Below are 21,728 nucleotides of genomic sequence, written 5' to 3'. Positions count from 1 at the left end.
AGTACTTGGTTTTTTTGATGCAACAAAGTAGTCATTAAGGCGACTGGCAGAAGTGACTCACATTCAATGTTTAAATAATAAATTAAGAGTTCTGATAATACGGATTATGTCAAGTGGAACTGTATGTCAAAATAGTAATTTTGACAAGTTGTCACCGCCAAGCAAAGCTCGGAAATATGCTCCGCGTCCTGTGGGGTCGGCCTCAACTTCCTCGGAAAGAAGGCGACTTTCCTGCGGGATTTTCGGACACGACTGATCACACGGGAGTCTCCGCATATTTCCTACGCTTAAGGGAAGTTCTACAACGATTGATTGGTACATGTAAAAGCAACTGTGCTTTGCATTATGTTTTGCATGCAACAAGCTGATAACATTTCTAAAAACTAATAGATACCGATCAATATACTAGCTCTTACATTAGTTGTAGAGCCAAAACAATAGCGCAGGCCAACCACGTAGATCCCGTAGGATCAGCGCGAGCTGAAGATCCACTACGTCTGCACCTGTGTCTACTAGTATCGCTTCGAAATAAGCTTCCTCGGTGCAAGGCAGCAAAGAAGTAATTCTTGTAGTAGCCTAGCTTTAGCCGTGCCCCACAGGACGCGAAGTGGTTGGCCGGAGCGATATCCCAGCACACAATAAATTCTCAAAATTACCAAGACGCTAGACATAATCCGTATTAAAGGAAGTCGTATAAATTTTTGGTAAGGAGGGTTTATGGCTATTTTTTTCTTTATATAAGCAAGGTAAGCATACAAATTCATCAATATAAGGATAATTTTCATCAATTTCCGTAAAAATACTGTAACATCCTTTGTGATAAAAACGTCAACACTATAGATTTATTTTAAAAAAGGAAAGAAGGATAGCAGATGTGCGGATTTATCGGACTGTTAAAAGCAACACCCAATTGGTTGGATACTACACAATTAGAAGCATTTCATAATCGTAATAAGAGAATGTATCATAGAGGACCTGATGATGAAGGCTATTATGAAGATGAACATATCATGTTTGGCTTTAGAAGGCTCAGTATTCTTGATCTGGAAAGTGGTCGGCAGCCGTTTACCTATGAAAATAACAGGTATGCCATGATTTTTAATGGAGAGATTTATAATTATATAGAATTAAGAGAAGCGTTACAGGAAAAAGGCGTGACCTTTACAACATATTCAGATACTGAAGTCATTTTGGCGATGTTCACCGAAAAAGGAATAGACGCATTCAATGAATTGCGTGGTATGTTTGCCTTTGTAATTTGGGATAAGAAGGAACAATGTTTATATGGTGCAAGAGACATATTCGGAATCAAGCCATTTTATTATAAAGAAGAAAACGAAGGTGTTTATTTTGCCTCAGAACAAAAAAGTCTGTTAGCAGATTCACCATCTATAGATATAGAAGCATTGCAACATTATTTAACGTTTCAATATGTACCTGAACCCTTGTCCATGACCGAATCCATTCAAAAATTAGAGCCAGGCTGCTATTTTGTGAAAGAATACAATCAACCAATCGCCGTACAACGTTACTATCTGCCGACATTTGCTGTGAAACAAGCGAATGGAGCAGATTTGGTGGATCGTGTAAGGGACACCATGGATCAATCCGTACGCATGCATTTGCGAAGTGATGTTCCGATCGGAGCGTTTTTGTCTGGTGGAATAGATTCTTCATTTATTGTTGCATTGGCAAAAAAATATCATCCATCCATCAAAACGTTTTCGGTTGGGTTTGAACAGCATGGCTATTCTGAAATAGATGTTGCTGCCAAAACAGCGAAAGAATTAGGGGTGGAGCATTATACCAAAATTATTTCAGCAGAAGAATATCTCGCTAAACTGCCTAAAATTATGTGGCATATGGATGATCCGTTAGCAGATCCATCATGTGTACCTTTATACTTTGTTGCCAGAGAAGCAAAGCGCCATGTCACGGTTGTATTATCAGGTGAGGGAGCAGATGAGCTGTTTGGTGGATATAATATTTACAGAGAGCCAGATTCGCTAAGAGTATTTAATGTCATTCCAAATAAAGCAAAAAAATGGTTAGCAAAAGCAGCAGAAATAATTCCGGAAGGAGTAAAAGGCAAAAGCTTTTTAATAAGAGGTACAACTCCTTTGCGAAATAGATATATAGGCAATGCCAAAATGTTTGAGGAGCAAGAAAAGATGAGTCTTATGAAGGCTTATAACGATAAGCATCGATATCAGACGGTGACAGATCCGTTATATGATCAGATTCAGTTAGAGCATCCGGTTCATCAAATGCAGTATATCGACATGCATACATGGCTGAGAGGTGATATTCTGCTTAAAGCAGACAAAATGACGATGGCAAATTCTTTAGAGTTACGGGTGCCTTTTTTAGATAAAGAAGTATTTGAGATTGCTAAAGGGATACCAGTGGAACAAAAGATAGCGCAAGGAACTACGAAGCATATATTACGATTAGCCGCAAAAGGAATTGTTCCAGATCATGTGCTGGATCGTAAGAAATTAGGATTTCCAGTTCCGATTCGTCAATGGTTGAAGCATGAGTGGTATGATTGGGCCAAACAATTAATCATCGATAGTGATACGGAGCAATTTTTCCATAAAGAAGTATTGTTCCAGCTACTCGAAGATCACCGGACCAATAAACAGGATAATAGCCGGAAATTATGGACGGTCCTTATGTTTATGCTCTGGCATCAGATTTTTGTCGAGCAAGCATATGATATTGAGCAACTTCAAGAAGAGGATAAAACAGAAAGCAAACTTGCCCTTGTGTAAAGGACAAGTTTGCTTTATTTCGTACGCTAGGAAAGCATAAAATTTTAGCGATGAAGAAGCTCGACGTAGTAAAAATTTAGAGTGTACCAAGTATAAGAAAAACGATGGCATTCGCTAAAAGACGAGGCGAATCTTGAGTTTTTCTAATCGGAGTGTCACGATTCCTGTTTATATACTTGCCCTTTATCAACATAATCCTGTTGGATCCGTTTCATTTCTTCAATGTCTTCTTCTGTCAGATCACGGATGACCTTAGCAGGCCTGCCGAATGCAAGTGTGCCAGGAGGTATAGATTTTCCGGGTGGTAATAAACTGCCAGCTCCTATGAAAGCACCCTCACCAACTTCAGCTCCGTCTAAAATAATTGAGCCCATGCCAACAAGTGCATGTTTTCGAATAATAGCAGAATGCAAGGTAACTTGATGTCCGATCGTTACATTATCTTCTACAATTAACGGCAAGTCAGGGCTCTGGTGCAGTAAGGATAAATCCTGTATATTCGAGTAATTGCCGATTTTTACAGGTGCAACATCTCCGCGTATCACCGTTTTGAACCAAATACTGCTGTATTTACCAATTTCTACATCACCGGTGATCACACTATCTGGCGCTACATATGCCGTTTGATCAATGGAAGGTGTTTTTCCTTTATACGAATAGATCATTTATGTTAACCTCCTATTATATTCTTAAATATATGATATCATAGATATAGGAATGCTATAACAGTAAAGTGAGGGGAAAAAGTTGTCCGTAACCATCCCAACAAACGCACTGATATTAATGAAAAATGTATATCAAAAAATTTTTCCGCAAGTAAGTCGCGAACTTAAATATTGGAAACAACGAGCACATAACATTCCAAACGAAGAACTTCGCACCCAGGCATTGGCAAGTATTGCAGATAAAAAATTCCATTGTCAAGGTGGCGGCGTTTACAGTATGCTAGCTGGAGATAAATGGAAGGATGCGGTACGATTTATTGTAGCTTATCAAACAATCAGCGATTACTTAGATAATTTATGCGATAGAAGTACATCACTAGATCCTGAAGATTTTCGTATGCTGCATCAGTCTATGGAAGATGCGTTATCTCCAGAAAATGATGAAAAAGATTACTATCAATTCCGTGATGAGCGAGATGACGGGGATTATTTAAAAGACTTAGTGAAGACTTGTCAGAATGTGTTGCGCAATATTCGTAACTATTCCATTTTTCAAGAGCAAATGATTCAATTGGAGTCATTATATAGTGATCTGCAGGTGCATAAACATGTAGAGCATGATGAGCGCATACCTCGATTAGAAACATGGTTTCAACAGCATCAAAACAGGTGGCCGATGCTAAGCTGGTATGAATTTTCCGCGTGTACTGGCTCAACATTAGGGATATTTTGTATGGTTTCTTATGGTTTAAGCAATCAGATGACCGACGATTTAGCGAAACGTATATTTGACAGTTATTTTCCATTCTTGCAAGGGTTACATATTATGCTTGACTACTTTATTGATCAAGAAGAGGACGAAGAAGAAGGTGATTTGAACTTCTGTAATTATTACGCAGATGAAGCAGAATTAGAGGAGCGGCTTGTTTATTTTGTACAACAGACGAACCAGCATGTTCAAGAACTGCCTGATCGCCCTTTTCATGAAATGGTTCAGCATGGCCTGGTCGGACTTTATCTCGCAGATCCGAAAGTGAAAAAAATGAAACAATTCGAAGCAATCGTCAAACGTTTAATCAAAACCAGCGGACGCAAATCACAATTTTTCCACTGGAATATCAGAGTGTATAATCGGTTGGCTGGAAGATATTAAAAGGCACCAACCAAAGAGATTAGTGTTGAGACCATTTTGACATATTTTATATGCTAGGATACCGCTCCGGCCAACCACTTTGCGTCCTGCGGGGCACGGCTGAAGCTAACTTTGTGAATACAGGCACTTCAAAAAGTGGATCTTCAGCACCTGCACGTCCTTCGGGAGTCTACGTGGTTGGCCTAACTCTACAACTGACGTAAGAGGTAACATATTGAGTGTATTCACCAGTGCTTCTAGCTGTTCCAATCGTTGTGGAGCTTTGCTACGCACATTAAAAATGTCAAAATGACCAAATTGGAATAAAAAGTTTTTCCTAAACATTAGATTCAAGCTTTTTCACGATCTGTTTTAGAAGTTACTTCACAGTTTATAGATACAGCATATGAAAAAGCCGAACATAGCATGAGATGTCATCAAGTGACACTCGTGGGTGTTCGGCTTTTAATTTAACTAAAAGGTTTCTGTGTAAGCTCTTTTCTTATTTCATGATACGTTTTATCCATTTAAATCCATTCTTCATGTGTGGATAACGTAATGGAACATCAAAGGCGGTTGTTTGTTTTAGCACGCTTTTTTGATGAGAAAATGTCAGGAAGCTATCCTTGCCATGATAAGCACCGGTACCACTGGTTCCAATACCGCCGAATGGCAAGTAAGGTGTCGCGAGATGGTACATGGTATCATTAATACAGCCGCCACCAAAGGATACTTTATCAATGATTGCCTCAGCCAATGCATCGTTATCTGAGAAGAAATAGAACGCTAGTGGATTCGGATGCTGCTGTATTCCTGTTACTACTTCATCCAATTGTTGATACGACAGGATTGGTAAGATAGGACCGAATATCTCATCCTGCATTATCTCATCATCCCACGAAATGCCAGTCAGTACCGTCGGCTCGATCTTTAAGCGATCACGATCTGTCTTTCCACCTAGAATGGTTGTTCCATTTGATAAAAAAGATGCTAATCGGTCAAAATGTTTCTCATGCACTATCCGGACAAAATCATCGTTATCAAGAGGGTGCTCCCCATACATTAACTGAATTTGATGTTTTAATTCCGAAAGGAACGACTGTCTAATGTCTTCATGGACATAAAGATAGTCCGGAGCGACACAAGTTTGGCCGGCATTCGTAAATTTCCCCCAGGCGATCCGTTTTGCAGCAATTTCTAAGTTAGCATCGTGATGGATAATCGCTGGACTTTTTCCACCTAACTCTAATGTGACAGGAGTAAGATGCTTGGAGGCTTGTTCCATCACTTTACGCCCAACTGGGACACTTCCAGTAAAGAAAATATAGTCGAAATTTTCGTCAAGGAGTTGCTGGCTTGTCTCCACAGCGCCTTCTACAACTGCCACAAAGGATGATGGGTAAATCTCATTAATTAATTCTTTAATGATTGCAGAAGTTTCAGGTGTATATTCTGATGGTTTAATGACGGCACAATTACCAGCTGCGATCGCACCAATTAAGGGGGCCAGTGCTAATTGGAAGGGATAATTCCATGGCGCGATAATTAGGGCAATCCCATATGGCTGTTGATAAACATAGCCTTTCGCACCAGTATGTGTCATCGCAGTTTTGACTTTTTGACGTTTCACCCATTTTGGTAACTCACTAATGATGTGATCAATTTCACTGTATAGAAATCCGATTTCTGTCAGAAATGCTTCAGAACGCGATTTGTTTAAGTCTTTTTTTAAGGCATCTAGAATGGAATCTTCATATTGCTGAATACCTGCTTTTAATTTTTTTAAGGCTTGTAATCGAAAAAATAATTCTTTGGTCTGATTGGTTTCAAAAAAAGAACGCTGCTCGTTAAGAATTGTTCGAGCGTTACTCATGTTATCACTCCAATTCTGCATGTTTCTAAAAGCATATCATGCCAGTAAAAGAAATCCAATGAATTAGATAAGTTTTTCAATGGCAACAATAAATGGTGGTTGATTAACCTGATTGATGAATTGGTACTGTAATACTTGATAGTGTTTCTGATCCAAGTCTTGGCAAAAACGCAGGACACTATCTTTTTCCTCCGCACCACCAGGATGACCGTGATAAATAACGAGAATAATTCGTCCGCCTTTTTTTAATAATGCAGTTATCTCGCGAATGGCTTCTATCGTCGTATCAGGTGTGGTCACAATACTGTGATCACCTTTTGGCAAATAGCCTAAGTTAAAAATCGCACCTGCGACCGCTGTGTCCATTACATACTTCTGAACATGCTCATGTCCATCCAAAATGAGTTCAACATTTTTGACGTTATGTTGGTCAAGCATCTCCCTTGAATGAGTGATGGCTTGTTGCTGGATATCAAAGGCAAACACGCGCCCATTGTTTTCAACCAATTTGCTTAACAGTAACGCATCATTACCATTCCCGCATGTTGCGTCAATCGCGACATCTCCAGGCTTAATGACTTCCTGTAATAATTGGTGGGAATAAGGGATAATTGCTTTCATTCGTCATAGCTCCTCTATGCATATTATTCGATAATATTTTAGCAAACTCAAATGGAAAAGTGTATGATTTTTGCGTATTGTCCCACACTATTGATGAGGTGATGACAATGGCGACTAGAGATTCCGTTGAAAATTTGCTAATAGAAGGGCAACATATTATACAGCAGGCTGAAGAACAGTTAGACATGTCCAATCGTAGCCAGTTTACGATGAACGAGGATTACACCAATGCCCATTTAGAATTAGAAAAATTATCACAAAGCATTGATCGCGTCATGAAAAGTGCCAACCCGCAGCAGCGTGAACAGCTTCATCGTTTTCAATTAGTGGTCAATGAAAAATTAAATGATATGATCCTGGATCAGATAGATGTCACAAAGTTTGAGTGACATTCACTACCTCCATTGTGGGGTAGTTTTTTTATGTGTGCGTCGGGAAAATTTTAGCCATGTAGAAGATCGACTAGTGAAAATTTAGAATGCATCAAGTATAAGAAAAACACAGCACTCGCCATAAGACAAGACGAATGCCTAATAAGCAAAGAAAGTATAGAGTTACCTTATTTAAACCGAATTTAAAAATTTTTGTTTAATAAGATTGAGAAAAAAGTGTAGATTCTTATAATACAGATTATGTAAACTAACTGCTTAGTGGTAATTTTGAAATGTTGTTAGTGCAAGGATATCGATCCGGCCAACCACTTCGCGTCCTGCGGGGCATATTTCCGGAGCTTTGCTGTGCATATAAAACATGTTAAAATTACCACATTGCAATACAGTTCTACCACATAATCTGTATTATAGATAGCTATCGCTAGAACTGGGAGGGTGTGTGCTCGGTTTTTCTAATGCTAAATCCTTTGAAGACTGTTTTCTATATCAAAAGACTACAAACCAACTGGAACATTTTATGGAATTATTTACATTATTTGGTATAACGAAAACGGTCTGACAATCAAAATGTCAATGGAGGAGGTGACATGCAATTTCAGGTCGATATCATTGGAGTAATAGTCTTCGGCCTTACTTGGTTGATGATAATAGGTGGAGTGGTGATTTTTATCGGTTGAAAAATAGCTCTACAGCAAAATGGAAAATTGTATTGATCGTATTAGTCGGGATGTTTTCACTTAATTTCAACTGGTATTTTAATAATCCGGAAACAGGTGTGAACCGAGAATGGACAATTCCACTATTCCCGCTAGGTGTAGGGATTATTTATCTGATTGCGCGCAGCGAGCCTTTTCGGTGGCAACGGGTGAGAGCGTATGCCTGGTGGGGATTTACGGCAAGCTACCTCTTTTTATTAGCGTCATTTATCGAACTAGGGTTGCAAAACATATTTTATCCAGAAGATCAGTTAGATACTTACTTAGCCCAAATGAACCAAGCAGAAATCGTGTATGAGAATTCTTCAGCGCCAGCGAATGTCGTTATTGATCATACTGTGTCATCAGAAGTGATCAATTCAGCAACTATTCAAGATAGTAACCATTTGTCAGGCAATCAAATGGAAGAAGAAAAATTTCCATATGTACTGAGAGGCGTCCAATCAAAATGGGGAAGTGGTTATTACCCAGCCATCTATATTTAACAAGATGGAACAGGTATTCTCGTATCGAATGATGAAAGATATTATTATTTCGTGACAGAAAATTCAATCTTCAAGTGACAAGTAAATCTCTTTCAGGATTAAAAAATGAAACCTTCTCTAAGATAAATCCGTAGAGATAAGTAGACAACGAGGAGGAATGTATATGATGGGTGTATTAATAGCATCGTTAATCGCGATGATTGGATATGTAATCGGACTTATACTAACAGTCAGTATTTCCAAGAGCAATGCTTCACGTATTATGAAACATGGGATGATCCTTTTTATTACTGGATATGTCTTGACGGCTATATTGTTTTATTTCATCATGCCTGCTATTACCGTACCGAATATGCTGGCAGCGAATTTGATCATAGCAGCGGTATTGCTGCCGTTATTTTTGTATATGATCCGACCAGGTGAAAAGAAAGAAACAAGAGTAGTTAGACCGATCTTTTTCTTTTTTACGATCGGCCTGATCGCAATGATCGTTGTTATTATTGCAGGGTTTACGACATTGGATGAAGCAAATCAAACGATAATCGTCAGCGAAGAAGAGCAGGCAAAACCGCTATCGAAAGATGAGACTCCGATTACTGTGGCACCGGAATTTGCACGAAACAAAATTCAGAAGGCGATGAGTGTCGTCCCAAACCCGCAGTTTTATGATTTAGGTAAATTACAAGTACAAAAAATAGGAAATGATGTAGTTTACGTGGCGCCAGTAGAATTTTCGGATTTCTGGAAGTTCTTAAGAGGCAAAGAAACAGCAGGTTATTTCACGATTTCGGCTACAAATGTCAATGCGCAGCCATCCTTTCATGAGGACAGCATGCAGTACACAAATTCCAGTTATTTTCAAAAATATGTCGGTCGTGTTATCTATAACCAGTATCCACAATATATCCAAAGTGGTGAAGCACAACTGGAAGTAGATGAAGATGGAAAGCCATGGTATGTACAAACGGTATACCGTCCAATGTCGATAACAAATAAACCAAACCTGGAAGAGCTGAAAGTGGTAATTATCGATCCGGATTCTGGCGATATGAAAATGATGGATACTGCTGATGCACCTGAATTTATTGAAGGATCCGTCAGTTCGGAAATGGCTTCGTTAGAAAATAACTATTTTGGTAAATATATTCATGGGTGGCTAAATAGTGTGTTTGGCAAAAAAGATGTCAAAATACCGAATGCTTCAGGTTCTGAGTCTGAAGTGACCCCTGTTTTCGATGAGAATGGCGAAATGTTTTATTTTACTGATTTAACATCTCCGAAAGAGAATATCGACTCTGCGCTCGGTTACACATTGATAAATGCACGAAGTGGTGAGTTAACGTATTATGGCGGAGAAATGAATAATGGCATTATGGATAGTGAAGGGGCAAAACAGATTGTCAACAAAGAGTACCCTGAGAAAAAGTGGGAAGGATATATGCCCGTTTTATATAATGTGGATGGAAATCCGACATGGATTGTGAATGTATTAGACCCGAATGGTTTGCATAAACAATATGCTTATATAAAAGCCAATGATTCAGATTTTGTTGTATTTGGTGATACAGCTAAAGAAACATTGGATGCGTATCGTATGGCATTGTTACAGGCGCCTGGTAATGTCGGATCGACTGGTGAAGTAGAGACAGAATCAGTATCAGGAGAAGTGAACCGTGTGCTTGTCACATCCACCGAACAAGGGCAAGTAGTCCAATTCTTATTAACAGACAACAGTACCATTTATTCTGTGAATGCAAGTAAAGCTCCGATGGCGATATTCCTGGAACAAGGAGATCGTATTAATGCCGAAGTAAAGGTGCTGGACAACGGAACTGCTACAGTAGAAGAGATGACTATTGAAGGTCTATCACAATAATACGTAAAAGCCTGGGGGCAGCCCCAGGCTTTTCTACTTTTTAAAGGATAGATTTTCTTTTTCTAAAGATGCTTTTAGTATTTTGATGGCAGCTGGTCCCATACCGTGCAATTGCTTGATTTCTTTTTCGGTAAATCGTGACAGTTGATGTAAGTTTTCAATTTGTAGACTTTCCAATGCGCGTCTAGCTGGTGCTGATACTTGAGATAAAATACCATCGCTAGGTTTACGTTCTGTTTCACAAATGGGACAAGTAGGACAATCACTGCTTTTGTAATAGTGATGTCCTTTCTCACAAGTTTTACGCTTTTTTTCTGTTGTTGCCACGGTTATCACCTCCAGAAATTTTATAGTACATTGCCTGCTTTTTTCAACCTTCGATGAATTTCATAGGTTGCCCATGCGCAAAATATTGCTGTAATGGCAATGAAGACATATCCTGCTTGCATACCGATCTGGTTACTCTCTTTCAGGGTAGTACCAAAAGATAACTGCGTCACGCCTTCAATAATATATCCAATTAATAAATTTGTTATAACACCACCGATACCGACCATCACAACGGTAAAAGTAATCGCAGAATCGGTGCCCTTAGTGTATTTCTTGGCAAGAAGCGCCATCATAGTTGGATATATCGGGCCAACACCGAATCCAGCAATAGCGAACAAAATGGCGGTTGAACCACCTGCAAAGATCGGAATAAGACTGAATACGCCGGCGAAAATGGAGAACACAATAATCGATCGGGCATATCCAAATTTATCTGTGACAGGCCCTAATAACAAACGTGCCAACATGAAAGAAAAGAAAAAGATAGAAAGCATGCTGGACGCCGCCGAAATGCCCCAGTCACTCACTTTCACTAAGTAGTTGACTAACCAGGCGGCAATTCCTAACTCAGTCGTGACACCCATGGTTAGAGCAAATACGATCAGCCAGGCAATCGGGTCTTTCATTAATTTTTTGAAAGAGGTTTGGTCTTCCGTCTCTTCCGTTTCTTCTTCAGGAAATTTGCTCAAGATCACTGGGATAATCGGTAATACAGAAAGTGCTAGCATAATCATATACATACCGCGCCAGCCTAGTTCTGTTGCATTCCATTCCCATCCCATCATTTGGGCAGCAATTATTGGCGCCACTGTCGAACCAAGTCCATAAAAGAAATGAGACAAATTCAACATGGTACCTGTGTTTTTTGTAAACAAACGAGCAGCGATAATCGCTAAACTGATTTCAAGCATACCATTCCCAATGTAGAGTAAAAAATATGCTCCAACTAACGAGGCAAAGTTAGTGGAATAAAAGATACAAACTCCGGAAATCGCCATTAATAGAAAGGTTAAGATGCTCGTTACTTTAGTACCGATTTTGGCAATCAACCATGAAGAGTACGTGCATGCAAGTAAAAAGCCGAAAGAGTTAATCGCTAACAATAACCCTAGCGTACCATCACTAAGTACTAATTCGCTTTGCATTTCAGGTAATGCTGGACCTTTAATATTTTCAGAGACACCAAATATAAGATACCCTCCAAAAATAACGAAAAGTAACATGTAATAAGTCGTTTTCGTTTTAAATGGCATATGTATAAAACTCCTTATGTAAGCGTTCCTTTATATCATATAATATTATCTGCATTTTGTAACCTGCTTTACAGATAATTTGAATTTCTCCCGATAATGTAAATCACCGAATAAAATAAGTGTAGAAATGGCTTTGTTTTGGAATGTGGCCGAGTTTTTAGGAATTGCTTTACTCGCTTGTGTACAAAATATGTTATGATATTTTTATACATGAAATTGGACGTTTTGGTGCGAAAGCAGGAGGAAAATGATGATCGATTTTACTAAAAGGCAAAAAGAAATAATGAATATTTTATCGAAACATGAACCGATCACAGCAGAGCAAATTGCAGAAATGCTTGGTGTCAGCAAAGGTACACTTCGTTCTGATTTGGCCGTATTAGTGATGACGGGACAAATCGAAGCAAAACCAAAGGTAGGCTATTATTTATCCAAAAATATGCAAAAACAAAAACAACAGGATATTTGGAATCAAACGTTTGTCAAAGATATCCAAGGGGTAGCAATTACTGTTAAGGGAACGACGACAGTCAATGATGCAGTGATTAGTCTTTTTCTTGAGGATGTTGGAACACTAATGGTGGTCAATGATCAAAATGAATTAGAAGGCATTGTCTCACGAAAAGATCTGTTGAAAGTTACTTTAGGTAACGCACAGGCAGCATCAATGCCTGTACAGCTTGTGATGACCAAACAGCCAAAGGTCTATACGATTGAGCCGGAGAAAACAGCGTTTGAAGCGGCACAAATGATGGTCTATTATGAAGTGGACAGTTTACCAGTCGTTAAATCTGCAGAGAATAGCCAGGCATTGAAAGTAATTGGTCGCATTACCAAAACAAATATAGTCAAAGCTTTAATTGAGATGGGATCAGAAGCATAACGCAAGGGGGAGTCTTCGTAATGACAAATAACCATTCTGTTGTTTATATATGTTCGGATGCAGTAGGAGAGACCGCTGAAGCAGTGGTCAGAGCAACGATCAGACAATTCACACAAAATAAGGTGGATATGAAAAGGTACAGTCATATACAGACAGAAGAAGAAATTGAAGCGATTATCCAGGAAGTGCGCGAGAAGAAAAGCTTCATAGCGTATACGCTTGTTCAGCCAGAATTGCGAGCAAAAATGCAGCAGGAGGCAATTCGTTACGATATCCGTGCGGTTGATGTGATGGGCCCGATGATGCAGGCATATATTGATACGTTCAATGATAATCCAAAGCCGGAGCCGGGCCAGCGCCAAGTTTTGGATGAAGAATATTTTAAGCGGATTGAAGCAGTCGAGTTCGCTGTGAAATACGATGATGGCAAGGATGTAAAGGGACTTCTATCTGCTGATGTGGTATTGATTGGTGTTTCAAGAACCTCGAAAACACCTCTTAGCATTTTTCTGGCACATAAAGGAATCAAAACAGCAAATCTTCCGATATTACCTGACATGGAATCGCCAGAGGAATTATTCAAACCATCTGATAGAATGATCATTGGTTTAACCATCGATCCAGGACATTTGTTGAAAATCAGAACGGAACGATTAAAAACATTAGGCTTACCAGCACAATCGAAATACGCATCAATGGATCAAATAAAACGAGAATTGAAAACAGCCAATGCATTAATGGAACGACTCGGATGTCCGGTCATTAATGTGTCGGATAAATCAATCGAAGAAACAGCAGGAGTTATTATCGAACTCAGATCGGAACAGCAATAAAAGCGAAAAAGCAGTCCTTACATTAGTGGACTGCTTTTTTATGTGTAATTAAAGTGTAGTTATTATCAATAAAGTAATTGTACATATTCACCCAAAGTACTTTGAAATAATGTATTAGTAATACCGTTAATATAGATTATGTAAACTGAAGCTGTCTGCCGATTTGGGTATTATGATATTTCTAGATATTTAACAAAGCTCCGGAAATATGCTCTGCGTCCTGTGGGACAAGGCTCTTCAGCTAGGCTACTACTTGGACTACTTCATTGCTGCTTTATACCGAGGAAGCTCATTTCGAAGCGATACTTATAGAGACAGGCACAGAGAAGTGGATCTTCAGCCGTGCCCCACTGGACGCGAAGTGGTTGGCTGGAGCGGTATCCTACAACTAAAAACATTTCAAAAAGAGACATAATTTATATTATCAAACTAAAAAGCCAGAACGATTTATGATCAATTTCTGACGGTGATTGGAGATTCGGATTTTGATCAGGGAATCTTCTTAACCTCACATAAACACATTTTTCGAATATTAAAATAACTCATGCTACAATTAAAATAGATTGCTACAATAGGAGGATCATATGAAGAAGAGAGTGTTAGTCACAGAGCCGATACCTGATAGTGTCAAACAATATTTAGAAGAGCACGTAGAACTTGATTGTTGGAATAATAATGAACAGATGCCAAGAGAGCAGCTGTTGAAGGAAATTGGAAACTATCATGGGTTAATTACAGCCAAAGATGCAATAGACGATGAATTGCTAGAACAGGCAACGCAACTGGAAGTGGTCAGTAATATTTCCGTCGGTTACGACAATTTTGATGTAGACGCGTTACAACGTCATCAAATTATCGCAACACATACTCCTTATGTATTAGACGAAACAGTAGCAGATTTAATATTTGGATTAATTTTAAGCAGTGCCCGACGAATACCAGAATTAGACCAATATGTTAAACAAGGACAATGGGATCAATCTGTTGGACAACCATTGTTTGGCCAGAATGTTCACCACAAAAAATTAGGTATTATCGGAATGGGGCGAATAGGAGAAAAGGTTGCGAGAAGAGCAAAGCTGGGCTTCCAGATGGATGTCAGTTACTATAATCGTTCCCGTAAAAAAGATGTTGAAGACGAATGGCAAATCGAATATCAATCGATGGACGAATTGCTGAAAAGTTCTGATTTTATCTTGCTTATGACACCATTAACAGATGAGACATATCACTTAATCGATAAAGCAGCATTTAGCAAAATGAAGAGCACTAGTCACTTTATTAATGCAGCAAGAGGGGCTGTCGTGGATGAACAAGCATTAATTGAAGCGTTAGAGAATAATGAAATTGCAGGAGCAGGTTTAGATGTATTTGAACAAGAGCCCATTGATTCAGCCAATCCATTGTTAAAGATGAAACAAGTAGTTACTTTACCTCATATCGGTTCTGCAACGTCCGAAACACGCGAGGAAATGAAATTTTTTGCTGCCAAAAATATGCTCCAAGCATTACACGGTGAAACAGCAGAAGCTATTATTAAAGAACTAAACCAATCATAATGGAGGTATTTTCATGAAAAAAGTACAAATTGGTGCAACAGATTTACAAGTGAATCCTGTAGGACTCGGTACAAATGCTGTTGGCGGTCACAATCTTTATCCAAACTTGAATGAAGAAACGGGAAAAGAATTAATTAGAACGGCAATAAATCAAGGAATGGACTTTCTTGATACAGCCTTTATTTATGGATTAGGAAGATCGGAAGAATTAATTGGCGAAGTATTACAAGAGACAGGAAAAAGAAATGAGATGATCGTTGCGACAAAAGGCAGTCATCGTTACGAAGGAGACGATATTGCTAACGATAATTCACCTGCCTTCTTACAGCAAACGGTAGATGATAGCTTGAAGCGGTTAAAAACAGATTATATTGATCTGTTTTATATCCATTTTCCTGATGAAGACACGCCTAAATATGAAGCGGTAGGTGCGTTGCAGGAGCTGAAGGAACAAGGGAAGATCCGATCAATTGGAGTTTCTAATTTTTCCCGAGATCAACTGCAAGAAGCCAATCAAGATGGCTATGTCGATGTTTATCAAGGTGAATATAATTTAATTAATCGAAAAGCAGAAGAAGACTTATTCCCATATGTTCAGGAAAAATCCATTTCATTTGTTCCTTACTTTCCACTTGCAGCTGGCTTGTTAGCAGGTAAATATACTAAAGATACACGCTTTAATGATCTTAGACAAAATATGGATCAGTTTAAAGGGAAACGATTTGAAAGGGAATTAGAACGAGTGGATCAACTGAAAGGAATAGCCAACAATAAAGGGGTAGAGGTAGCGCACCTTGTACTGGCATGGTATTTAAACCATCCAGCAATCGACACGATCATCCCTGGTGCTAAAAAACCCGATCAAGTAAAAGCGAATCTCAACACATTAGATGTCGCATTAACGGACAAAGAATATAATGCGATTGATCAGATATACCGGTAAAGTATTATGATAAGGCGAAATAAGAGAAGAGGACATAACTGAATTATGCATCCTAAAAAACGAACAACCCGGAAATAGATAGGCGCTGTTCTAATTACAGACAATACGCAGTAGAAACATACTGCGAAGGAAAGAGACTCTGGCTATGTATCATATTTTATCCTAAGTAAGAATCTATCTAATGCTGTAAAATTTTATTTCCATTTGGTGATTATGACATTTTTACTGTGCTTAGCAAAGTTCCGGAAATAGGCTCCGCGTCCTGTGGGCACGGCTTCAGCTAACTTTTGAAAGAAAATTCTTTTCTTTCAAAAGTGGATCTTCAGCTCGCGCTGATTCCACGGGAGTCTCCGCCTATTTCCTACGCTTAAGGAAGTGCTACAACGCATGGAACAGCTAAAAGCAGGGGTGCTAGGCATTATCCATATTAAAGATGAGGTATAGACACTAAAGGACACCGCTCAAAATACTAGCTGTGTTATTAGTTGTAGAGCAAAACCATAGCGTAGGCCAACCACGTAGACTCCCGTGGGACGTGCAGGTGCTGAAGATCCACTTTGTGAAGCGTTCTTCTTTACAAAGTTAGCTTCAGCCGTGCCCCACAGGACGTGGAGTGGTTGGACGGAGCGATATCATAACACTAAGAACATTTCAAAATGGTCTCAAGGTTTAAGAGCACTATTTTGTTACTGCGCAGTTTATAGATACAGCACAATAGAAAATCTTAACATAACTCGAATATTGTTTAGAGATGTTCGTGTTTTTCCAAAAAGTTGCAGAAAATAGTGTAATGCTAAAAGTGTCAATACAATAACAGGACCGGGTTGTGTTACCCGGTCCTGTTATTGTTGCGAACTTAATCATACGTATGTCACTCAATACAAATTGGAAGATTCATTTTACTGATTGGCGCGGTTTGCTTGTTCGATTACGCGATTTGTTTCTTCTGCCGCTTTATCTAACGCTTCTTTCGGATCTGTTCCTTGTAATACATTTTCCATAGCTGTCACTACTTGTTGTCTCGCCTCTGGAAAGACCGAACTTAACGCACCTTGCGTGGCAACGGATGGCTTAGTTTCTTGCAATTGGTCTACGGTTACTTTTAGCTGCGGAAATTCTGCCCACTTTTCTTGAACTATTTCTTCTTCATATGCAGCCGGATTAATGGCAAAGTAACCTGTGTCTAAATGCCATTTTGCCTGACTCTCAGGAGTTTGCAAGAATTTCATGAATTCCCATGCTGCTTTTTGTTTTTCCTTATCGATACTGTTTGTCATCCAAAGAGAGGCACCACCGATGATAACGCCATTACGTTCTGCTTCTTCTGAGTAAGGAATATATGCTACTCCCACATCAAATGGCGCATTCTCTACAGTGGCTGATACGCCCGCAGAGGAATCCAAATACATCGCTGTTTTCCCTGTTTGGAAAGCTGCCCGAATATCATCCCAATTAGAACCAAAATTTCCGTAAGTGCCTGCTTGGTTCATTTCATCAATTAATTGAAAGACTCGCTGTCCTTCTTGACCATTAAATACAGCTTCTGTTGCGGATTCTGCTCGACCATTATCATTGTTTACAAACAGTCCGCCTTGTGTGGCAATAAGCTCTTCGATAAACCATCCATAATTGAGAATGGAGAAACCATATCGCTCCGTATTTTCACCATCTTTCACTGTCAAGTCTTCTGCAGCCTCTTTTATTTCTGCAAATGTTTGCGGTGGATTTTCAGGGTCTACCCCTGCTTCTTTAAACGCATCTTTATTATAAAGCATGACTGGGGTGGAAGAGTTAAAGGGCATCGAATATAATTGATCATCCACCGTATAGTAATTTAAAATATTCTCTTCTAACTGTTTAATATCATAGTTTTCTTCATCGATAAAGGATTGTACAGGTTCAATGAAGCCACTGTCTATCATATATTTTGTCCCTACTTCAAAAGTTTGAATAATCGCAGGTGCATCTTCTGTTCCACCAACGCTTCTGAATTTCGTTAGAGCCTCCTCATACGATCCTTGAAACTCAGGAATAATCGTATATTTATCCTGTGAATTATTAAAATTGTCTACAATTGCTTCAATTGATTCCTGACCGCCACCAGACATGGCATGCCAAAAAACCGCTTCAACTTTTTCTTCTGGTACCTCAGCAGTTTCATCTGTTTCAGCATTGGCATTATCCGAGGTTTGCCCCTCTGCAGATTTATCTGTTGGTTCTTTTCCGTTGGCTTGATTGGAACAGGCAGTTACAAAAATAAGTATGAGCATCATAAGTAAGAATAATAGATTTTTTTTCATTATAAACTTCCCCTTTCATTATTTTAGAGCTCCTTGAGCGAGGCCTTTTTGCAATTGTTTCTGTCCTAAAAACAACAAAATTAGTGTCGGAATTATTACAATCATTACACCAGCCATCACCACCCCCCAATCTGTCGCCATTTCCTGTGTTTGCAGTTGCTTTAAGCCAATCTGTACCGTTCTTACTTCATCATTATTGGTTACGAGTAACGGCCACAAGTACATGTTCCAGGTGGTAAGAAAACCATAAGTGCCCAACGTAACAAAAGAAGTGCGACAGTAAGGAACGACGACTTTACAGAAAAATGTAAATGATCGCAGTCCGGCAATATCACTGGCTTCTTTTAATTCTGTTGGAATAGTAAGAAAGTGTTGTCTAAGAAGAAAGGTACCGAATGCAATTGCAAAAAAAGGTATAGTTAACCCTTCATAGCGATTGATCCAGTCAAAATGCTGGATGGTTAGAAAATTTGGTATCATTGTTGCTTCCCATGGAATCATCATCGTCGAAATAAATAGAAAGAACACAAAAGATCTTCCTTTGAAAGGAATAAAGACAAAGGCGAAAGCCGCCAAAGCACTTACCACAAGCTGACCAAGCATCACAACGGTTGAAACAAAGAAGCTGTTCCATAAATAATGTGCTAATGGTAAATGGTCGAAGGCTTTTTGGTAATTTTCAAAATGAAAGGATTGTGGCCAAATACTACCTTGCAAAAGTTCAGCACCGGACATAAAACTGATAAAGAAAGCATAAAGAATTGGAAAAAAGATCAGAATGCTTGATAGTAATAAGAGTAAATAGGTGACGGTTACTTGTAGACGACTCATTGGTAATGAACCTTCCTTTCTCCAAATGTAAATTGTAAAATCGTAACAATCAGGATACATAAGAAAAGAAAGATAGACTGAGCACTTGCTGTTCCGAATTGGTAATTGACAAAAGCTTCTCGATAAATCGAATAGACGATCAGATTGGTAGATTCTGATGGGCCGCCCTGAGTCAAAATGTCAACCTGGCCAAATGTTTGAAAGGCATTAATTAATGACACCGTAACAACGAAAAACAGGGTAGGCGACAGCATCGGAATCGTAATTCTGCGCAGCTGATAGAAGTAGCCAGCACCAGCAATCCTTGCGCTTTCATATAAGTGATTATCAATATTTTGCAAACCACCTAGTAATATTAAAAAAGAGAAACCGATATTCATCCAGATCGTGGTGACGGAAACAGAAACAAGTGCCCAGTCAGGGTTTAATAACCATTCCACCGATTGTCCACCAACTGCTGTGATAAGTTGATTAAGGATCCCCATACTTGGGTGAAAAATAAATAGCCATACAACAGCCGATGCAGCAACAGATATTCCCATCGTAGATGCGAAAATGGTCCGAAAGAATCCGATGCCTTTTAACTTTTCGTTCGTTAGTAATGCTAGGAACAAAGAGATCAATACACCTGTCGGGACTGTATAAAACACGAATAATAAAGTGGCTATTATACTTTTGTGAAAGCTTTCAGCTTGTAATATGTATTGATAATTTTCAAGTCCAACAAATACATTGGCGAGACCTTGCCGATCGGTCAGGAAGAAACTCAAATAGAATGTTTTAGCCAATGGATAAAATAAGAACAGACTAAATAAAATAATGGAAGGTAACAAATACCAAATAGCGCTTCGCCAGTATACCAATCTTTTTTTCGTTACTGCTTGTGGGACAGTGGCAACTTGTATTTCTGCTGATTGCTTCATACAATCTCCTCACTTACATCCTGATGCTGGACAGTCTCAGGTTTTTTAATCAGTCGACCAGTTATACTGTCATAAATACAAACAGATTGACAGTCAAGTGCTAATGTCAAAGACTGACCGATTTGAACGTCCCACTGTCCGTACCATTTGGCATACCAAGTTTCATTGTTCCAGTTAAACTTAAGTAATGTTTCAGTGCCGAGAATTTCGTAATGATCAATCGTAACGGTAATTGGCACGCTATTTGTCTCTGTTTCGTCATATCGTGTTAACTGTTCAGGTCTAATTCCTACGATAACTTTATTAGAAGTCGAGTTTAGTATCTGTTTAGAATCAAAGGGTAAATGTGATTGATCATTGATGTGGATGCGTGAGGTAGAAGAATCTAAGATGCCATTCGTTATATTCATCGGGGGAGAACCGATGAATTTTGCAACAAAAGGATTTGCTGGTGTGTTATACACGTCAATAGGTCTTCCAATTTGTTGTATCGTTCCTTCATTTAATACCATAATGCGATCGCCCATTGTCATTGCTTCTATTTGATCATGAGTGACATAAATTAATGTCATTCCTAGTTTTCTTTGTAGTTCTCTGATCTCCGCTCGCATATAGGCTCTTAATTTTGCATCCAGATTGGACAAAGGCTCGTCCATCAGACAAATGGGGGAGTTCGTAATGATTGCTCTAGCTAGTGCAACGCGCTGCCGTTGACCACCGGATAAATGTCTTGGTTTCCTTTTAAGAAAATCGGTTAAGCCTAACATTGCTGCTATTTCATCACATTTTTCTTTACGTTCTTTTTTTCGTATTTTTTTCACATCCAGACCGAATGTGATATTATCAGCTACTGTCATGTGCGGATACAAGGCATAATTTTGAAATACCATGGACAGTTCTCTTTTGCTGGGCGGTAAATGATCAGCACGTTTTCCATCAATAAGAAGGGAGCCTGCACTTAATTCTTCTAGTCCTGCTATCATACGTAATAGCGTACTTTTCCCACAGCCTGAAGGCCCGACTAGCACAAAGAATTCACCAGGTTCGATGGTGACACTTACATCATTAACGACTAGCTGTTTTTTGTCATAGCTCTTGTCCACATGTTTTAGTTCGACAGCGTACATATTCATTCTCCTTTTAATCATTGCTAGACTAGTATTCCACAGCCGATTATAATAGGAGAGTGTGAAGAGGGTATAAAGCTGCTGTTAAATAAAATATACAATTTTTAACAAAGATTTACATTATTCATGAAAAAATAAAAAAATACTTTCATAATAAGAAAAATATTGTATGATAGTATTGGTGAAGAACACAGCCGAAAATTGTATTTTAT

18 protein-coding genes are annotated in these 21,728 nt (G+C 38.9%); 9 read left to right on the top strand and 9 right to left on the bottom strand.

Going from position 1 to position 21,728, the window contains the following annotated elements:
- The first annotated feature begins 872 nt into the window (after positions 1–872).
- Positions 873–2,774, top strand: a complete 1,902-nt coding sequence (gene asnB / locus MUN88_RS18860) for an asparagine synthase (glutamine-hydrolyzing) (protein ID WP_244718086.1) — start codon at positions 873–875, stop codon at positions 2,772–2,774.
- A 155-nt stretch (positions 2,775–2,929) separates the two neighbouring features.
- Here the strand turns inward: asnB and MUN88_RS18855 are convergent, their stop codons facing one another.
- The gene (locus tag MUN88_RS18855; RefSeq protein ID WP_244718084.1) at positions 2,930–3,439 is read right to left on the bottom strand and encodes a gamma carbonic anhydrase; all 510 of its coding nucleotides are present in this window, start codon (positions 3,437–3,439) and stop codon (positions 2,930–2,932) included.
- A gap of 82 nt (positions 3,440–3,521) precedes the next feature.
- Here MUN88_RS18855 and tbcS point away from each other — a divergent pair, with 82 nt between their 5' ends.
- Entirely contained in the window at positions 3,522–4,592 is a 1,071-nt protein-coding gene (gene tbcS, locus MUN88_RS18850; RefSeq protein WP_305852478.1) for a tetraprenyl-beta-curcumene synthase, read from the top strand.
- 481 nt (positions 4,593–5,073) lie between these two features.
- On the opposite strand, the gene MUN88_RS18845 is transcribed toward tbcS, so the two are convergent.
- A complete protein-coding gene (locus tag MUN88_RS18845; RefSeq protein WP_244718082.1) occupies positions 5,074–6,444 on the bottom strand; it encodes an aldehyde dehydrogenase in 1,371 nt (456 codons plus the stop codon).
- A gap of 63 nt (positions 6,445–6,507) precedes the next feature.
- A complete protein-coding gene (gene mnmM, locus MUN88_RS18840) occupies positions 6,508–7,065 on the bottom strand; it encodes a tRNA 5-(aminomethyl)-2-thiouridylate-methyltransferase MnmM (protein ID WP_244718080.1) in 558 nt (185 codons plus the stop codon).
- A 107-nt stretch (positions 7,066–7,172) separates the two neighbouring features.
- Between mnmM and MUN88_RS18835 the strand changes: the two genes are divergently transcribed.
- From MUN88_RS18835 to MUN88_RS18825, 3 genes are all read left to right on the top strand, one after another.
- Positions 7,173–7,454 (top strand): DUF2524 family protein, encoded by a 282-nt coding sequence (locus tag MUN88_RS18835; RefSeq protein WP_244718078.1) that lies wholly within the window; start codon positions 7,173–7,175, stop codon positions 7,452–7,454.
- Between the two features lie 676 nt (positions 7,455–8,130).
- On the top strand, positions 8,131–8,658 hold the full coding sequence (locus MUN88_RS18830; protein WP_244718075.1) for a hypothetical protein: 528 nt from the start codon (positions 8,131–8,133) through the stop codon (positions 8,656–8,658).
- Positions 8,659–8,821: 163 nt separating this feature from the next.
- Entirely contained in the window at positions 8,822–10,534 is a 1,713-nt protein-coding gene (locus MUN88_RS18825) for a DNA-binding protein (RefSeq protein ID WP_244718072.1), read from the top strand.
- A 33-nt stretch (positions 10,535–10,567) separates the two neighbouring features.
- Here the strand turns inward: MUN88_RS18825 and MUN88_RS18820 are convergent, their stop codons facing one another.
- A complete protein-coding gene (locus MUN88_RS18820; RefSeq protein WP_244718070.1) occupies positions 10,568–10,861 on the bottom strand; it encodes a helix-hairpin-helix domain-containing protein in 294 nt (97 codons plus the stop codon).
- 20 nt (positions 10,862–10,881) lie between these two features.
- Positions 10,882–12,117, bottom strand: a complete 1,236-nt coding sequence (locus MUN88_RS18815) for an MFS transporter (protein WP_244718068.1) — start codon at positions 12,115–12,117, stop codon at positions 10,882–10,884.
- 247 nt (positions 12,118–12,364) lie between these two features.
- Here MUN88_RS18815 and MUN88_RS18810 point away from each other — a divergent pair, with 247 nt between their 5' ends.
- The 4 genes from MUN88_RS18810 to MUN88_RS18795 all read left to right on the top strand — a co-directional run bounded on the left by MUN88_RS18810 (position 12,365) and on the right by MUN88_RS18795 (position 16,335).
- Positions 12,365–13,000 (top strand): helix-turn-helix transcriptional regulator, encoded by a 636-nt coding sequence (locus MUN88_RS18810; protein WP_369809900.1) that lies wholly within the window; start codon positions 12,365–12,367, stop codon positions 12,998–13,000.
- 20 nt (positions 13,001–13,020) lie between these two features.
- Positions 13,021–13,833: a pyruvate, water dikinase regulatory protein gene (locus tag MUN88_RS18805; protein WP_244718066.1), complete on the top strand. Its 813-nt coding sequence runs from the start codon at positions 13,021–13,023 to the stop codon at positions 13,831–13,833.
- 584 nt (positions 13,834–14,417) lie between these two features.
- Positions 14,418–15,392 carry a 2-hydroxyacid dehydrogenase gene (locus MUN88_RS18800; RefSeq protein ID WP_244718064.1) on the top strand — a complete coding sequence of 325 codons (975 nt, stop codon included), beginning with the start codon at positions 14,418–14,420 and terminating at the stop codon, positions 15,390–15,392.
- Between the two features lie 13 nt (positions 15,393–15,405).
- Positions 15,406–16,335, top strand: a complete 930-nt coding sequence (locus MUN88_RS18795; protein ID WP_244718062.1) for an aldo/keto reductase — start codon at positions 15,406–15,408, stop codon at positions 16,333–16,335.
- An 899-nt stretch (positions 16,336–17,234) separates the two neighbouring features.
- Here the strand turns inward: MUN88_RS18795 and MUN88_RS18790 are convergent.
- The 4 genes from MUN88_RS18790 to MUN88_RS18775 are packed head-to-tail and all read right to left on the bottom strand — an operon-like array spanning position 17,235 to position 21,516.
- The gene (locus MUN88_RS18790; protein WP_244718060.1) at positions 17,235–18,635 is read right to left on the bottom strand and encodes an ABC transporter substrate-binding protein; all 1,401 of its coding nucleotides are present in this window, start codon (positions 18,633–18,635) and stop codon (positions 17,235–17,237) included.
- An 18-nt stretch (positions 18,636–18,653) separates the two neighbouring features.
- Entirely contained in the window at positions 18,654–19,466 is an 813-nt protein-coding gene (locus MUN88_RS18785; protein ID WP_244718058.1) for a carbohydrate ABC transporter permease, read from the bottom strand.
- Positions 19,463–20,389 carry a carbohydrate ABC transporter permease gene (locus MUN88_RS18780; RefSeq protein ID WP_244718056.1) on the bottom strand — a complete coding sequence of 309 codons (927 nt, stop codon included), beginning with the start codon at positions 20,387–20,389 and terminating at the stop codon, positions 19,463–19,465. Before MUN88_RS18780 ends, MUN88_RS18785 begins: the two co-directional genes overlap by 4 nt.
- Positions 20,386–21,516 carry an ABC transporter ATP-binding protein gene (locus MUN88_RS18775; protein ID WP_244718054.1) on the bottom strand — a complete coding sequence of 377 codons (1,131 nt, stop codon included), beginning with the start codon at positions 21,514–21,516 and terminating at the stop codon, positions 20,386–20,388. Before MUN88_RS18775 ends, MUN88_RS18780 begins: the two co-directional genes overlap by 4 nt.
- Positions 21,517–21,728: the final 212 nt, after the last annotated feature.

It is taken from the genome of Gracilibacillus caseinilyticus (genome assembly GCF_022919115.1).
Taxonomy (GTDB): domain Bacteria; phylum Bacillota; class Bacilli; order Bacillales; family Amphibacillaceae; genus Gracilibacillus; species Gracilibacillus caseinilyticus.
The sequence above is the reverse complement of the archived record's forward strand: the minus strand, read 5'-3'. Positions and strand labels throughout refer to the sequence as shown.